General features: G+C 60.5%; 15 protein-coding genes. 10 read left to right on the top strand and 5 right to left on the bottom strand.

Annotation, left to right across the window (positions count from 1 at the left end; translation table 11 throughout):
* Positions 1-24 precede the first annotated feature (24 nt).
* The 7 genes from ACQRBV_RS25045 to ACQRBV_RS25075 all read left to right on the top strand — a co-directional run bounded on the left by ACQRBV_RS25045 (position 25) and on the right by ACQRBV_RS25075 (position 6,115).
* A complete protein-coding gene (locus ACQRBV_RS25045) occupies positions 25-789 on the top strand; it encodes a COG4705 family protein (RefSeq protein WP_411984669.1) in 765 nt (254 codons plus the stop codon).
* Positions 790-812: 23 nt separating this feature from the next.
* Entirely contained in the window at positions 813-1,241 is a 429-nt protein-coding gene (locus tag ACQRBV_RS25050; RefSeq protein WP_411984670.1) for a hypothetical protein, read from the top strand.
* A 73-nt stretch (positions 1,242-1,314) separates the two neighbouring features.
* A complete protein-coding gene (locus ACQRBV_RS25055) occupies positions 1,315-1,980 on the top strand; it encodes a response regulator transcription factor (RefSeq protein WP_060755454.1) in 666 nt (221 codons plus the stop codon).
* Positions 1,956-3,302 (top strand): ATP-binding protein, encoded by a 1,347-nt coding sequence (locus ACQRBV_RS25060; RefSeq protein WP_060755455.1) that lies wholly within the window; start codon positions 1,956-1,958, stop codon positions 3,300-3,302. The genes ACQRBV_RS25055 and ACQRBV_RS25060 overlap by 25 nt, the downstream gene beginning before the upstream one ends.
* An 84-nt stretch (positions 3,303-3,386) precedes the next feature.
* A complete protein-coding gene (locus ACQRBV_RS25065) occupies positions 3,387-4,334 on the top strand; it encodes an ornithine cyclodeaminase family protein (protein WP_411984671.1) in 948 nt (315 codons plus the stop codon).
* A 21-nt stretch (positions 4,335-4,355) separates the two neighbouring features.
* On the top strand, positions 4,356-5,489 hold the full coding sequence (locus ACQRBV_RS25070; protein ID WP_411984672.1) for an NAD(P)/FAD-dependent oxidoreductase: 1,134 nt from the start codon (positions 4,356-4,358) through the stop codon (positions 5,487-5,489).
* Positions 5,489-6,115 carry a helix-turn-helix transcriptional regulator gene (locus tag ACQRBV_RS25075; protein ID WP_060755458.1) on the top strand — a complete coding sequence of 209 codons (627 nt, stop codon included), beginning with the start codon at positions 5,489-5,491 and terminating at the stop codon, positions 6,113-6,115. The genes ACQRBV_RS25070 and ACQRBV_RS25075 overlap by 1 nt, the downstream gene beginning before the upstream one ends.
* A 147-nt stretch (positions 6,116-6,262) precedes the next feature.
* On the opposite strand, the gene ACQRBV_RS25080 is transcribed toward ACQRBV_RS25075, so the two are convergent.
* Positions 6,263-7,039, bottom strand: a complete 777-nt coding sequence (locus ACQRBV_RS25080; protein WP_244698317.1) for an ABC transporter substrate-binding protein — start codon at positions 7,037-7,039, stop codon at positions 6,263-6,265.
* 261 nt (positions 7,040-7,300) lie between these two features.
* On the opposite strand from ACQRBV_RS25080, the gene ACQRBV_RS25085 reads away from it, so the two are divergent.
* Positions 7,301-8,995 carry an AMP-binding protein gene (locus ACQRBV_RS25085; RefSeq protein ID WP_090371941.1) on the top strand — a complete coding sequence of 565 codons (1,695 nt, stop codon included), beginning with the start codon at positions 7,301-7,303 and terminating at the stop codon, positions 8,993-8,995.
* A gap of 55 nt (positions 8,996-9,050) precedes the next feature.
* Here ACQRBV_RS25085 and ACQRBV_RS25090 read toward each other — a convergent pair whose 3' ends face one another.
* Positions 9,051-9,539, bottom strand: coding sequence for a DUF2938 domain-containing protein (locus tag ACQRBV_RS25090; protein ID WP_411984673.1), 489 nt, complete (start codon positions 9,537-9,539; stop codon positions 9,051-9,053).
* Positions 9,540-9,620: 81 nt separating this feature from the next.
* Between ACQRBV_RS25090 and ACQRBV_RS25095 the strand changes: the two genes are divergently transcribed.
* Positions 9,621-10,058 carry a helix-turn-helix domain-containing protein gene (locus ACQRBV_RS25095; RefSeq protein WP_411984674.1) on the top strand — a complete coding sequence of 146 codons (438 nt, stop codon included), beginning with the start codon at positions 9,621-9,623 and terminating at the stop codon, positions 10,056-10,058.
* A 9-nt stretch (positions 10,059-10,067) separates the two neighbouring features.
* On the opposite strand, the gene ACQRBV_RS25100 is transcribed toward ACQRBV_RS25095, so the two are convergent.
* Both ACQRBV_RS25100 and ACQRBV_RS25105 read right to left on the bottom strand, forming a co-directional pair.
* Entirely contained in the window at positions 10,068-11,378 is a 1,311-nt protein-coding gene (locus ACQRBV_RS25100) for an ArnT family glycosyltransferase (protein ID WP_060756458.1), read from the bottom strand.
* 195 nt (positions 11,379-11,573) lie between these two features.
* Positions 11,574-12,341, bottom strand: a complete 768-nt coding sequence (locus ACQRBV_RS25105; RefSeq protein WP_104993301.1) for an SDR family NAD(P)-dependent oxidoreductase — start codon at positions 12,339-12,341, stop codon at positions 11,574-11,576.
* Between the two features lie 137 nt (positions 12,342-12,478).
* Between ACQRBV_RS25105 and ACQRBV_RS25110 the strand changes: the two genes are divergently transcribed.
* Positions 12,479-13,627, top strand: a complete 1,149-nt coding sequence (locus tag ACQRBV_RS25110; RefSeq protein WP_411984675.1) for an aldose epimerase family protein — start codon at positions 12,479-12,481, stop codon at positions 13,625-13,627.
* Positions 13,628-14,037: 410 nt separating this feature from the next.
* Here the strand turns inward: ACQRBV_RS25110 and araH are convergent, their stop codons facing one another.
* On the bottom strand, positions 14,038-15,006 hold the full coding sequence (gene araH, locus ACQRBV_RS25115) for an L-arabinose ABC transporter permease AraH (protein WP_060756379.1): 969 nt from the start codon (positions 15,004-15,006) through the stop codon (positions 14,038-14,040).
* Positions 15,007-15,009 lie beyond the last annotated feature (3 nt).

The following is a 15,009-nucleotide window of genomic DNA, read 5'->3' on the forward strand; positions in this document are numbered from 1 at the left end:
AGCGCAGTCAAGGAGAACTAACCCATGAATGCCACAGCAGCCCGCTGGCTGAACAAAGTACCCGAGGTGACGCTGTCATTCTGGGTGATCAAGATCTTGTCCACCACCGTGGGCGAAACCGGCGCGGATTACCTCGCCGTCAATGCCGGTTTCGGCGCCGGCTGGACCAGCATCGGCATGGCCGCGCTGCTGGCGGTGGCGTTGTTCTGCCAGATGCGCACCAAAGCCTACACGCCTTGGATCTACTGGCTGACCGTGGTGCTGGTAAGCATCGTCGGCACACAGATCACCGATATCCTTACCGATAAACTCGACGTGAGCCTGTACGCCAGCACGGCGATTTTTTCGGTATTGCTCGCCCTCAACTTCATCGTCTGGTTCCGCACGGAACGCAGCCTGTCGATCCGCGACATCGTGACCCCACGGCGTGAGTGGTTCTATTGGACCACGGTGCTGTGCACCTTCGCCCTGGGCACCGCCGCCGGGGACCTCGCCACCGAAGCGCTGGGCCTGGGCTTCACCCTCGGTGCAGTGATCTTCGCCGGTCTGATCGCGATTGCCCTGGTGGCCTGGCGCCTGGGCGTCAACAGCGTGCTGACCTTCTGGGTCGCCTACATCCTCACTCGGCCGTTCGGCGCCTCCCTCGGCGACCTGCTCACCCAAGCCAAGACCTACGGCGGCCTGGGCATGGGCGCCAGTTGGACCAGCGCGCTGTTCCTCTGCGTCATCGTACTGCTGGTGGCGGTCGCGCAAATCAGCGTCGGCAACCGCAAAGTCATCACTCAATAATCTCTGCTATCAAGGAAATCCTCATGCGCATCGCTCAAAACCTGCTTCGCCGCGTCGCCATCGCCTCGGCCATCTTTATGCTGGCCCTGGCCACGGGCTGCTCGAAACCAGCCGACAAGCCCAAGGACGCCGCCGACGCCAACCCGACCAGCAGCCAGGCCCACGCCTCGAAACTGGGTGACCTGTCCGAATTCCGCAGCATCGCGGCAGATGTGTCCGCACGGGTCGCCAAGCATGACCTGCCCGGCGCCAAGGCCCGTATCAAGGACCTGGAAACCAGTTGGGACGCCGCCGAAGCCGGCATCAAGCCACGGGCCGCGAACGACTGGCATGTGCTGGACAAAGCCATCGACCGTGCCCTTTCGGACTTGCGTGACGGCAACCCGAACCAGGCCACCTGCAAGGCCTCGATGGATGACCTGCTCAAGACCTTCGACTCGATGAAAGGCTGACGCGGTTCGGCACAGGTGCTTCAATACACACGCGGCGATCCTTTCGCCGCGTTTTTTTTGCGTGGAGAGAAACATGCGGATACTGCTGGTCGAGGACGACCCGATGATTGGCGATGCCATCCAGCGCGCGCTCAGCGATGCGAGCTATGCCGCCGACTGGGTCAACAATGGTGTCACGGCCCTGGCCGCCCTCGACACCCATCCCTACGACCTGGTGCTGTTGGACCTGGGCCTGCCCGGCAAGGATGGCTTGCAAGTGCTGGAGACCCTTCGCAGCCGCAACAACCCGGTGCCGCTGCTGATCATCACCGCCCGCGACAGCCTCGACGACCGCCTGCGGGGGCTCGACGGCGGTGCCGACGACTACTTGCTCAAGCCCTTCGACATGCCCGAACTGCTGGCCCGCATGCGCGCCGTGCTGCGCCGTAAAGGCGGCAGCGCCTCATCCTTGCTCAGCAACGGGGTGGTCTCGCTGGACCTGCTCTCCAAAGAAGCCAGCAGCGCGGAACAACCTGGCGTGGCACTCTCCAGCCGCGAGTTCGCGCTGTTGCAAGCCTTGTTGATCCGCCCGGGAGCGATCCTCTCGCGCAGTGAACTGGAAGATCGCTTGTATGGCTGGGGCAACGAGGTGGAAAGCAACGCCATCGAGTTCTTGATTCACGCCTTGCGGCGCAAGTTAGGCACTCACGTGATCAAGAACGTCAGGGGCATGGGATGGATGGTTTCAAAAAACGTTTGAGTGAGTCGGTTCAACTGCGGTTATCGGTGACCCTGTCCCTGGCGATTCTGTTGGTGGCGCTGGTGGCCAGTGTGTTTGCCTTCGTCTCCGCTTTTGAAGAAACCCACGAACAACAGGACGACACCCTGCGCCAGGTCGCCATGCTGTTCGACCGCCAGCAGATGAGCCTGAACTACCCGCAAGGCAAGGCCATCGAGGGGGATGACGAAGAGTCCCGGGTGATCATCCAGTACCTGGGTGACAGCCGGCACTCAACAGGCACCACCGATGAGGCGCTGCCCCTGCCCTTTCCCACCACGCTCACCGATGGCCTGTCCACGGTCGAGGTGGCCGGCGAAGCCTTCCGTGTGCTGGTGCGCACCACCTCCAAAGGCGAGCGCATTGCCGTGGCCCAGGAGCAGGATGCACGCGACAAGGATGCCCGCGAAAGCGCATGGCGCAGTCTGCTGCCGTTTCTGATTTTGTTTCCAGTGCTGTTGTTGGTAGTGGGCGACCTGGTGCGCAAGCTGTTCCGCCCGATCGGGGTACTGGCAGCGGAGATCGACCAGCGTGCCGAGCAGGCATTGCACCCGATTGATGAGCAGCATCTACCGACCGAAGTGCGCCCGTTCGTGGTGGCGATCAACCGTCTGCTGGGCCGTGTCGCACAGTCCATGGACAGCCAGCGCCGCTTTGTCGCCGATGCCGCCCATGAACTGCGCTCACCCATGACCGCCCTGTCGCTGCAGGCCGACCGACTGGCCGCCACCGACATGTCGCCGATCACCCGCGAACGGTTCTTGCCGTTGTCCCGGGGCATCGAGCGTGGCCGCAAACTGATCGACCAACTGCTGAGCCTGGCAGCGGCGCAATCGGCGGCGGATCGGGCGCCCACCCAACTGTCCGTGCATGACGTGTATCGGCAGGTGCTGGAGGATCTACTGCCATTGGCCGAGGCCAAGCAGATCGATATCGGTGTCGACAGCGCCGTGGACGTGCCGGTGATGTTCAACGCGATGGATCTGTTCACCCTGGTGAAAAACCTGGTCGATAACGCCATCCGCTATACCCCCTTGGGCGGACGGATCGACCTGTCGGTGGTGGCGATGCCTGGCGCGGTCCAGTTGCAAATCAAGGATTCGGGGCCCGGTATCACCGTGGAAGAACAAGCGCGGGTGTTCGACCCGTTCTATCGCAGCCTGGGCACTGAGGAGGCCGGCTCCGGGTTGGGCCTGTCGATCGTCAAGGCGATTGCCGAGCGCACCGGGGCGCGGGTGCAGCTGGGGTTTACCGATGAGGCGCAGCAGCGGGGGTTGTGTGTCACGGTGTGGCTGGCGACGTAACGTTCGCAACGCTTTTTTCGTGCGGATATTGCCAGGCATAACTAAAAGTCCATAATGGACAAAATAGTTTATGCGGAGATATCCATGTCCAGCACGCCTCTCGTGATCAACCAGGGCCAGGCCCGTGAACTGCTCGCACAAGTCGATGTGCCGCACATCCTGCACCAGCTGTTTCGCGACCTGGACGCCGGGCAAGCGGTGCAGCCCGCGCAACAGTGGGTAGAGTTCCCGCACGGCGCGGGTGACTTCATCAATTACCTGGGCGTGCTGGCCGCCGACGCGGTGTACGGCGTCAAGACTTCGCCGTATATCGTGCGCGAGCAAGGGCCATTGGTGACGGCTTGGACATTGCTGATGTCGATGCACACCGGGCAGCCGCTGCTGCTGTGCGACGCGGCAGAACTGACCACCGCCCGCACCGCCGCCACGACAGCACTGGCCGTGGATGCCCTGGCGCCCGTGGCAGCCCGACGCCTGGCGATTATCGGCAGCGGCAAGGTCGCCCAGGCGCACCTGCACTACGTGCAGCACCTGCGCGGCTGGCAAAGCATCCGCCTGTATTCGCCAAGCCTTGGCAGTGCCAGTGTTGAAACCCTCACGCAACTCAAGGCGCTGGACCCGCGCCTGAGCCTGGCCCGATCCTGCGACGAGGCCCTGCAAGACACCGACGTTATCCTGCTGTGCACCTCGTCGGCCGGTCCGGTGATCGATCCCTCGCACCTCGGTAAACCGGCGCTGATCACCTCCATCAGCACCAACGCCCCGCGTGCCCATGAAGTACCGCCCCAGTGCCTGAACGCCATGCATGTATTCTGCGACTATCGCCAGACCACGCCGGACGCGGCCGGTGAAATGCTGATTGCTGCCGAGCAGCACGGCTGGGATAAACGCGCCGTGGTCGGCGACCTGCCCGAGTTGCTCAGCGACAGGGCACAGCCTCCGAGCTACGATCGCCACGTTTTTTTCCGTTCCATCGGGCTGGGCCTGGAAGACGTGGCACTGGCCAATGCCCTCTACCAGATCCAGCGCTGAATCCCATTCAAGGAGATGTTCATGAGCCATGCAGACTTCATCATCATCGGCGGCGGCATTGCGGGTGCGTCCACCGGTTTCTGGCTGTCGCCGCACGGCAAGGTGTTGGTGCTGGAGCGCGAAAACCACCCGGCCTATCACTCCACCGGGCGCTCGGCGGCGCTCTACACCGCCGCTTATGGTACGTCGCAAGTGCGTGCCCTGACCCTGGCCAGCCGGGCGTTTTTCGATAACCCGCCCGCAGGTTTCTGTGAGCACCCGTTGCTCACGCCACGGGGTGAGTTGACCGTCGACTTCAACAATGACCCCGCCGAATTGAACGCCCAATACCTGAGCGCCAAGGCCACGGTGCCGCAGGTCGAACAGTTGAGTGCCGACGAGGCTTGCGCACGCTTGCCGATCCTGCGCCGCGAAAAAGTCCATGGTGCGATCTATGATCCGACGGCCAGCGACATCGACACCGACGCCCTGCACCAAGGCTATTTGCGCGGCATCCGCCGCAATCAGGGCGAAGTGCACACCGACAGCCACGTGCTGGACCTGAGCCGCGATGCCGACGGCCTGTGGCAGGTGCGTACCCAGCACTCGACCTTCACTGCCCCGGTTATCATCAATGCCGCCGGGGCCTGGGCCGATCACATCGGCGCGTTGGCGGGCGCCGCGTCCATCGGCCTGCAACCCAAGCGCCGCTCGGCGTTTATCTTCGCCGGGCCTGAGGGTGTCGACAGCCATGCCTGGCCGATGCTGGTGGCCCTCGACGAAGCCTTCTACATCAAGCCCGATGCCGGCATGTTCCTCGGTTCACCGGCCAATGCCGACCCGGTGGAACCCCAGGATGTGCAGCCCGAAGAGCTGGACATCGCCATGGGCATCTACCAGATCGAAGAAGCCACCACCCTGACCATCCGCCGCCCCACCCGCACCTGGGCCGGCCTGCGCAGCTTTGTGCCGGATGGTGATTTGCTGTCGGGCTTCGATACCCGCGTGCCCGGGCTGTTCTGGGTCGCGGCGCAAGGCGGCTATGGCATCCAGACCTCGCCCGCCATGGGCCAGGCCAGCGCCGCCCTGGCACGCGGCGCCCCATTGCCCGAGCACCTGACGCGGTTCGGCCTGGACGCTGGTATGCTCTCCCCCGTCCGCCTGGAGCCCCATTGATGAACACCGCTGAACACGACAAGGTCATGCAGAACTTCCGTGCGATCGCCGATGCGATCGCCACGTTGTTCTTTCCCCATGCGGAAGTGGTGCTGCATGACTTGCGCACGCAAACCGTCGACTACATCGCCAATAACCTGTCGAAACGGGCCATTGGCGATGACTCCTCGCTGGAGGACATGCTCAGCGATGACGTCAGCGAAGTGAATATCGGCCCTTACGAAAAGCTCAATTGGGACGGTCAGAAAATTCGTAGCCTGAGTACCGTGTTGCACGACCACCAGGGCCATCGCCTCGCGGTACTGTGCATCAATCTGAATATTTCACTGTTCGAAAACGCCAAGGCGGCGCTGGACCTGTTCCTGTCGCCCAGCAAGCTGATCCCCCAGCCGGACTCGCTGTTTCGCGATGACTGGCAGGAACGCATCAACACGTTCCTGCACGCCTGGATGCGTGAACGCCAACTGAGCCTGAACCTGCTGACCCGTGACCACAAACGCGAACTGGTACTGGCGCTGCATGCCGAGGGCGCATTCAAGGGCAAGAGTGCCTCCAACTATGTGGCCAATGTGCTGGGTATGGGCCGGGCGACCGTCTACAAACACCTGAAAGAACTGAAGTTGTAGTGAGCGGGCTTGGCCTGATGCCAGTCAGTTAAGGCTTAACGCTGTCACGGTGGGAGGGGGCTTGCTCCCTCCCACAGGTTATCCATCGTCTGCTCTATCGCTTAGCTGACAGACATTAGGACAAGCCTGCAGTTGGGACTAGGGTTATCAATCGCCGTAGATGTCGGACTTGAAGTACTGCTGGGAAATCTTCTGGTACTCGCCGCTCGCGCGGATGCCGTCAATCGCGGCGTTCAGCTCACTGACCAACGCCGTGTTGCCCTTGCGCACCGCAATACCGGCGCCCTCGCCCACGTACTTGGGGTCCTTTAGCTCCGGGCCGACAAAGGCATAGCCCTTGCCACGCGGCATCGACAGGAAGTCCCTGAGGGGGATGGTGTCGGCGAAAATCGCATCCAGGCGGCCTGCGGCCAGGTCCATGTAGATCTCTTCATTGTTGCTGTAGCGCTTGACGTTGATCCCTTGGGGCTCGAACACCTCGGTGGCATAGCGGTCGGTGGTCGTGGCGCGTTGCACGCCGACGGTCTTGCCCTTGAGGCTCGCGTACTGATCGTCCACCACCGCTCCCTCCTTCATCACCAGCCGCGAGCCGGTGAAGTAATACTTGTGGGTGAAATCCACCGACTTCCTGCGGTCTTCGTTGATGGTCATGGACGACAAGGCCATGTCGATTTTCTTCACCTTGAGGGAAGGAATCAGCCCGTCGAACTCACCCTCTACCCACACGCACTTGGCTTGCATCTGCGCGCATAACGCGTTGCCGATGTCGTAGTCGAACCCGACGATCTTGCCTTCCTGGGTCTTGGAAGCGAACGGTGGATAGGCCGCTTCAATGCCGATGCGCAGGGTTTTCTCGGCGGCCAGCAGATGGCTGGAGGCGATCAAACCCAAGGTCAAGGCTGTGATGAGCGCGCGTTTCTTCATGGTCGTGTTCTCGCAAGTTGTTGTTGGTTTGGCAAGCGTGAAGAACGAGGTGACGCTACTTTTTTATACTTATAATTCCATACTGGACTTTTATGTATTAACCGTCAATCACACCTCGATGTTGCCGCCCCCCATGACTTTTTTGCACAACGCAGTGGTGTTTTTGAGCGTTCTGCTCTGATTTATGCGTGCCTATACTCGGCTCAGCCACCCGGTCGCGCCGGGGGCCAGTCCCCACAACAATAATTAAGGACAGCCACCATGACCCAGCCCTTCCTGGCCGCTCGGGATTTTCTCCTCGCTCACCGCACTGACTACGCCACCGCCGTCCGCGATTTCCGCTGGCCGCAGCTGGACGCATTCAACTGGGCCTTGGATTACTTCGATGCCATGGCTGAGGGCAATTCGGCCGATGCACTGTGGATCGTCGAAGAAGACGGCAGTGAGCAGCGCTACAGCTTCCAGCAACTGTCGGCACGCTCCAACCAGGTCGCCAACCACCTGCGTGCCCTCGGAGTGCGGCGTGGTGAGCGCATCCTGTTGATGCTCGGCAATGATGTGGCGCTGTGGGAAACCATGCTCGCCGCCTTCAAGCTCGGCGCCGTGGTCATCCCCGCCACGGCGCTGTTGAACCCCGATGACCTGCGCGACCGCATCGAGCGCGGGCAAGTACGCCATCTGGTGGTCGGCCAGGCACATATCAGCAAGTTCACCGGCCTGGCTGACGGCTGTAATCGTATTTGTGTCGGCTCGCCACCCTCCGGTTGGGTCGCCCACAGTGCCGCCTTCGAATATCCCGAGGCGTTCCAAGCCGACGGCAGCACCCAGGCCATCGACCCGATGCTGCTGTACTTCACCTCCGGCACCACCTCGAAACCCAAAATGGTGTTGCACAGTCACCAGAGCTATCCGGTGGGCCACCTGTCGACTATGTACTGGATCGGCCTGCAGCCGGGCGACCTGCACCTGAATATTTCCTCGCCGGGCTGGGCCAAGCATGCCTGGAGCTGCCTCTTCGCCCCCTGGAATGCCGGTGCCTGCATCTTTATCCATAACGTGGCGCGGTTCAGCGCACCGGCCTTGCTCGGTGCACTGGAACGCTACGGCGTGACCAGCCTGTGCGCACCGCCCACGGTGTGGCGCATGCTGATCCAGGAAGACCTGGCCTCCTACAAGCCACGCCTGAACCTGCGTGAACTGGTGGGCGCCGGTGAGCCGCTGAACCCGGAAATCATCGAGCAGATCCAGCTGGCCTGGGGGCTGCCGCTGCGCGACGGTTTTGGCCAATCGGAAACCACCGCCCTGGTGGGCAACACACCCGGCCAGGTGCTCAAGCCAGGCTCCATGGGCCGCCCATTACCGGGTTACCAAGTGGCGCTGCTCGATCCCGACGGCCGGCCCGGCACCGAGGGAGAAGTCGCCTTGCCCCTGGCGGTACGCCCGCTCGGCTTGATGCTCGGCTACGAAGACAGCCCGGAAAAAACCGCAGAAGTGATGCGCGACGGCTACTACCGCACCGGCGACACCGCACAGATCGACGCCGACGGTTACATCACGTTCGTGGGGCGCGCCGACGATGTGTTCAAAGCCTCCGACTATCGCATCAGCCCTTTCGAACTGGAAAGCGCACTGATCGAACACCCGGCCGTGATGGAAGTGGCCGTGGTGCCGAGCCCCGACCCGTTGCGCCTGGCCGTGCCCAAGGCATTCCTGATCCTGGCCCATGACAGCGTCGGCGACGCCGAGTTGGCCCGCCACATCCTGGCTTTCGCCCGTGAACAATTGGCACCCTACAAGCGGGTGCGGCGTATCGAGTTCGTCAGCGAGCTGCCCAAGACCATTTCCGGCAAGATCCGCCGCGTGGAACTGCGCCAGATGGAAGTGCTGCGTCGTCAGGGTGATACACGAGGTGAACACGAGCACTTCGAAGAAGACTTTGTGCAGCCTCAGGGCTGAAAAAAGCCACAGGGGCGACGCTACGACATTGGCCGCGATTGCATTGGGTGCCCCTCTAGGCCCAGCTAATCGCGACCCCGGCCAGGTAGAGGCCCACGCCGAACACGGCATGGCTGATCAAACTGCGCAGGCGGTTCTTGCCCGGCGTCGGCGTCCTGGAGGATGCGAATCCCGCCCCCATGGCGGGCTGTATCACACACAGTGGTACAGCCACTGTGACCACGCCCCACGCGAGTGCCGGCAGGAAGGTGGGTTGCTGCAGCCAGTCAACACCTTGAATCCACACCAGCAACACCGCAAACACAACGCCCGTGACGTAGTGCGCAATCCAGCCCAAAACGACTTCACCTCGCACGGGCATCGCTTGCCCAATGCTGCGATGAGCGAACTGCCCTCGGCAGGCATGCCCGACCCAGCGTCCAACCAGCGCGAAATTCAGCGTTGGAACGCCAAGGGCTTTCAGGATCAACATCCACACATCCATCACCACCGTAGCCCCGGCGCCCAACAAAACAACCTGTGCAGCCATCTCCAGCGATGCCATATCCACCTCTTGTCCATGGACCGATTAAACATGCGCAGGCATCATAGAAGTTGAAGTCAACTTCAAGTCAATGGTCTATCAATGGATATCACTGAGGTCGTCAAGCGCACGGGCATTCCTGCCCACACCTTGCGTTTCTATGAGAAGAAAGGCTTGATCACGGCAATCAGCCCACCCGGCGCTCGCCGCCAGTTTGCCGCAGCAGTGGTCGAGCAATTGGCGGTGATTGCACTCGGGCAAGCGGGAGGCCTCTCACTGGACGAGATACAGGCCATGCTGCCCGCCAGTGGTCAGGTGACCGTGGACAGAGCGGTGCTGTTGGCCAAGGCCGATGAGCTTGATGCGACGGTCAAGCAACTGCAGGCCATGAGCAAGGGCTTGCGGCATGCCGCCACATGCCCCGCCCCCAACCACGCGCAATGCCCGAACTTTCGCCGGTTACTCAACATTGCCGCAGCGGGAGCCTTCAAGCGCTCCAGGCACAAGGCCGGCCCTGCGGATAGCCTCATGCACCGCTGACGGCATGCCTTACCAAAACCAATAAGGCAGGAATTTGGGAGTCGGCTCATTGGCCAACTCCAAATGGTAAGTAATGGAATTAAAGAAAAACAAATCCAGCAGGAGGAAGGCGGCGGCACCAAAGCAGAAAACCACGAACTCGCGATGTGGGTAGGTGCGCAGGCGCGACTCCATCCAGGGCCGAAGTGCAGCGAGGGCAATCAAGCCAACGGACGCACCGAGGTAATTGGGATGAAGGGGCGTCTGGGCATACAAACCATGAACCCAAGCCAGCAACAACAGGCCCAGCCCGATCGCCGGCAAGTTCAAGCAGAACTTCAACAACTTTTGTCGCGTCTTTGCAAATAGCTGGCTACGTTCTACAAAAATATAAGCGGCCAACAATGAAATAGCAGGCGTAATTGAAAGTATATAACGCGCCTTCTTCGAACTGGGGATCGTGAACAGCACGAGCACCACCAGGAACCAGCCGGTGAGATACAGCAGCATGTCTGTCGACGGGTGAGGTGTATCGGCAAAAAACTGCTTGCCCTTCTTGATAATGACGCCCACTGCAATTAAAGCGGTGACGCCGTAGGTCAACAGGCCCGCCGAAAAATAGAAGTAATAACGGGGAGCGTGATCACTGCCAAAGCGTCCCAGTCCCTGCATGACCAGCACCTCATGCAGGAAAGCCTCGCCGCCTTGTAAATAGGCCGCCCACGCGAGTATGGCAACCCCCAAGGCCAGCACCACGCCAGCCAGCAAGGAAAACACCACCAGCATGCGCCACTGCCGGCTCAGCAGATAGTAAGAGGCGACCACACTGGCCGGACCAATCAGGCCAATCGGGCCACGAAATGCGAAGCCCAGCGCAAGAACCGCGAGAACCAGCAGCAAGCGCAAACGTTGCTTGTACATCTCTCCCGTATAAGCCAGGTAAAAACACATCACCGTAAACAGTGCCGGGTAGACATCCAGCGCCAAGGAATTCACACCGTCCAGGAAAGACCAGGTGAACAGCGCAAACACGACACCGTATGCACCCCATTTCTTTTCATGCAGTGCTCCCAACTTGTAAATGAACACCAGCATCAAGGCGGCGGCTATACAAAAGGGAACGCCCATCGAAAGAATCGAGATGCGCCCAAATGGCAGGGAGACCAGATAGACAAGTAATGTATTGAAGACCGTATAGTCAGGATAGGGCTGCAGATCATCCGCAATAGGAAACAGGGTGACGCCGTACTGCAGCATATATTCGGCAAAATCGACAAAGCGCGTGGTGTAGTTGAGTACCGCAGGCTTGTACTGCAATACCGCCAAGACCACAAAAGCCATGATGAAGATAAATGAGCACGGCTTTTTTAAAGCCACTTCCCTTAGTTTGTCCACACCGTTCCATCGCCCCCAGAAAACGCGCAAATTAGCACTTTGTTTTTTGGGTAATCCAGACGCTAAAAGTAAAGAGTTGTTAAAAACCGTACCTCGTCTCGAGAGCATTGGCCAGCCGGGCTACGGCTGGCCAAATCACACCTAAACCCAGCCGCCATCCACGATAAAGTTCTGCGCGGAGCACATCGCGGACACATCAGACGCCAGAAACAGCGCCATATCGGCAATATGCTGAGGCTCGACAGACCCCGGCAAGCACTGGCTGCGGCTGATCAACTCGCGGGCCGCATCATCTACCCACATCGCCAGCTGTTTTTCGGTCATCACCCAGCCGGGCACCAGTGTATTGACGCGGATACGGCTTGGCCCCAGCTCCCGCGCCAATGCGCGGGTCATGCCATGGGCGGCGGCCTTGCTGGCGGCGTATACGGGGTAGCCGGCGGACGCCATCATCCAACCGACCGAGCCCAGGTTGATGATCGAGCCGCCGCCGGCGCTTTTCATCATCGGCACCACGGCCTTGGCGGCAAAAAAGGCGTGCTTGAGGTTGACCGAGATCAGCTTGTCGAAGGTTTGCGAATCCACCTCGTCCAACGTGTGGCGCACGTCATTGGCTGCATTGTTGATCAGTACGCTGATCGGCCCCAGGGAATGCTCGAAACGCCCGATGGCGGCCTTATAGGCGATTTCATCGGTGATGTCGCAGCACACGAACTCTACCCTGTGCCCGTTTGAGTTCAGCAGTGCCGCCAGGCGCTCGCCCTGGCTTTGCGCGCGGTCCACAAAGGCCACCTTGGCACCTTGGGCGGCGAAGGCACGCACCATGAACTCGCCGATGCCTGACGCGCCTCCGGAGATCAGTACGGTCTTGCCTTCAAGGTCGGGATAAACAGCCTGTGCAGTACTCATATAACGGTTGCCTCGATCAATTAGTCTTATTTTATTTTACGAAACCGGCTTTAAAGGCTATAAATTCGCTGTCACAGCGACAAATATCGCACATTAGTAGAACTATTCCACTCAAAACAACAAAAGGAAGTTCGATCATGAATCACCCTCGATACCTGCTTTCGGGCCTCGCCATGTCCCTGCTGATTGCCAGCGGCGGCGCCCAGGCAGCAGGGCTCAGCAGCGAGCACAAACCGTTCGGTAAAACCAACGACGGCACGCCCGTCGAACAGTACATCCTGCGCAACAGCCATGGCATGCAAGCCACGGTGATTACCTACGGCGGCGTGTTGCAGTCGCTGAAGGTGCCGGACAAACACGGCAAGGTCGACGACGTGGTGCTCGGCTTCGATGATGTGCAGGGTTACCAGGCCGGCACGGCGTTTTTCGGCGCGACCATCGGACGCTTCGGCAATCGACTCGCCGGCGGTGCCTTTGAACTCGATGGCAAACGCTACCAGGTGCCGCTCAACGACGGTCCCAATGCGCTGCACGGCGGCGCCCAGGGTTTCGACAAGCAGGTGTGGCAAGCCAAGCCGGTCAACGGCAAGGATTCGGTCGGCGTCACCCTCACCTACCTGTCCAAGGACGGCGAGATGGGCTTCCCGGGCAACCTGAAAACCGAAGTCACCTACAGCCTCAACGATAACAACGAACTGCACATCGACTACAAGGCCAGCACCGACAAGCCCACCGTGCTCAACCTGACCAACCACAGTTACTTCAACCTCGCCGGCGCGGGTAACGGCGACATCCTCAAGCAAGTCGCGACCTTGCATGCCAGCCACTACACCCCGGTGAATGCCACCTTGATTCCTACCGGCGAACTTGCGCCTGTCCAGGGCACGCCGATGGACTTCCTCAAACCCACCGCCATCGGCCAACACATCAAGGATGATCACCCGCAGCTGAAATTCGCCGAGCCGAAACAAGGCGGGTTCGACTTCAACTGGGCGCTGGATAGCAAAGGTAATGTGAAGCAACTGGCGGCCGAGGTGCATGACCCTGAGTCCGGGCGGCGGTTGCAGCTCTACACCACAGAGCCTGGAGTGCAGTTCTATACCAGCAACTTCCTCGACGGCACAGTGAAGGGTAAAGGAGGCAAGCCGTACCTGCACTGGGGCGGGTTCACCCTGGAGACCCAACACTTCCCGGACGCGCCCAATCAACCGAAGTTTGCCTCCACCCGCCTGAACCCTGGGCAGACCTACACCCAGAACACCGTCTTCAAATTCACTACCGACTAAAACTGTGGGAGGGGCTTGCTCCTCCCACATTTGCTCCTCACATGGCTTGAATCAGCGCTGGCCAACAGCACCGAGTGATCACACCGTCTTCAAATTCACCACTGATTAAAACTGTGGGAGGGGGCTTGCTCCCGATGACGGTGTGGTCAGTTGTTACATCCGGTGCTGACCCACTGCTATCGGGAGCAAGCCCCCTCCCACATTTGATTCTCACATGGCTTGGATCAGCTTTGGCCAACAGCATCGAGGATCACACCGTCTTCAAACTCACCACTGACTAAAACTGTGGGAGGGGGCTTGCTCCCGATGACGGTGGGTCAGTTGTTACATCCGGTGCTGACCCACTGCTATCGGGAGCAAGTCGAATCGTCGCACCGCCCCTCCCACATTTGCTCTTCACATGGCTTGGATCAGCGTTGTTTCATGCGGTCGATGACCACGGCCAGCAGCAGGATGGACCCTCGGATCACATATTGATAAAACGTGTCGATGTTTTTCAGGTTCATCGCATTCTCAATGATCGCCAGAATCAACACCCCGGCAATCACATGCCGGATCATGCCGATACCACCACTCAACGACACCCCGCCCAGCACACACGCCGAGATCACCGTCAGTTCGAACCCCTGGCCGATCATCGGTTGGCCGGAGGTCATGCGCGAGGCCAGGATCACCCCGGCCAGGGCGCCAATCACGCCGTGTACGGCGAAGATCAGGATCTTGGTGCGATCAACGTTCACCCCCGCCAGCAACGCCGCTTCCGGATTGCCGCCGATGGCCATGGTGTTGCGCCCATAGGTGGTGTAGTTGAGCAGCCAGCCGAAGAACAGGAAGCACAGGATGGTGATCAGGATCGGCACCGGCACGCCGAACAACTGGCCGTTACCGAACACAAAGAATTGATCCTGGGATACGCCCACCGCCTTGCCGTCGGCAAAGATATAAGCCAGGCCCCGCACGATCTGCATGGTCGCCAACGTGGTGATCAACGCGTTGACCCGCAGCTTGGCGATCACGATCCCGTTGATCAGCCCGACGACCAGGCCCATCACCAGCGCCGCCCCGATGCCCAGCATCACGCTGTCGGTATCGCGCATGACGATGGCCGCCACCACCCCGGCGCAGGCGATCACCGAGCCCACCGACAGGTCGAAGTGCCCCGACGCCAGGCAGAACAGCATGGTGCACGCGGCGATGCCCACGGTGGAAATTGCCAGGCCCAACCCGCGCATGTTCAGCGGCGAGAGGAAGTTATCGACCAGCAAGGCGCACAGCACAAAGATGCCCACCGCCGCCAGCAGCATCGCCCAGTTGTCGAGCAGTGCACGTATATCCAAGGGTTTGCGTGCCGTTGGCAACGCGTTGTTTTGAGTGGTCATGGT

Source organism: Pseudomonas sp. R11F, assembly GCF_050312575.1.
Lineage (GTDB): Bacteria > Pseudomonadota > Gammaproteobacteria > Pseudomonadales > Pseudomonadaceae > Aquipseudomonas > Aquipseudomonas palleroniana.

Bases quoted from the DNA above. Each gene is read 5' to 3' on its own strand.
- ACQRBV_RS25045 (WP_411984669.1), top strand. From the start codon at position 25: ATGAATGCCACAGCAGCCCGCTGGCTGAACAAAGTACCCGAGGTGACG.
- ACQRBV_RS25050 (WP_411984670.1), top strand. From the start codon at position 813: ATGCGCATCGCTCAAAACCTGCTTCGCCGCGTCGCCATCGCCTCGGCC.
- ACQRBV_RS25055 (WP_060755454.1), top strand. From the start codon at position 1,315: ATGCGGATACTGCTGGTCGAGGACGACCCGATGATTGGCGATGCCATC.
- ACQRBV_RS25060 (WP_060755455.1), top strand. From the start codon at position 1,956: ATGGATGGTTTCAAAAAACGTTTGAGTGAGTCGGTTCAACTGCGGTTA.
- ACQRBV_RS25065 (WP_411984671.1), top strand. From the start codon at position 3,387: ATGTCCAGCACGCCTCTCGTGATCAACCAGGGCCAGGCCCGTGAACTG.
- ACQRBV_RS25070 (WP_411984672.1), top strand. From the start codon at position 4,356: ATGAGCCATGCAGACTTCATCATCATCGGCGGCGGCATTGCGGGTGCG.
- ACQRBV_RS25075 (WP_060755458.1), top strand. From the start codon at position 5,489: ATGAACACCGCTGAACACGACAAGGTCATGCAGAACTTCCGTGCGATC.
- ACQRBV_RS25080 (WP_244698317.1), bottom strand. From the start codon at position 7,039: ATGAAGAAACGCGCGCTCATCACAGCCTTGACCTTGGGTTTGATCGCC.
- ACQRBV_RS25085 (WP_090371941.1), top strand. From the start codon at position 7,301: ATGACCCAGCCCTTCCTGGCCGCTCGGGATTTTCTCCTCGCTCACCGC.
- ACQRBV_RS25090 (WP_411984673.1), bottom strand. From the start codon at position 9,539: ATGGCATCGCTGGAGATGGCTGCACAGGTTGTTTTGTTGGGCGCCGGG.
- ACQRBV_RS25095 (WP_411984674.1), top strand. From the start codon at position 9,621: ATGGATATCACTGAGGTCGTCAAGCGCACGGGCATTCCTGCCCACACC.
- ACQRBV_RS25100 (WP_060756458.1), bottom strand. From the start codon at position 11,378: ATGGCTTTTGTGGTCTTGGCGGTATTGCAGTACAAGCCTGCGGTACTC.
- ACQRBV_RS25105 (WP_104993301.1), bottom strand. From the start codon at position 12,341: ATGAGTACTGCACAGGCTGTTTATCCCGACCTTGAAGGCAAGACCGTA.
- ACQRBV_RS25110 (WP_411984675.1), top strand. From the start codon at position 12,479: ATGAATCACCCTCGATACCTGCTTTCGGGCCTCGCCATGTCCCTGCTG.
- araH (WP_060756379.1), bottom strand. From the start codon at position 15,006: ATGACCACTCAAAACAACGCGTTGCCAACGGCACGCAAACCCTTGGAT.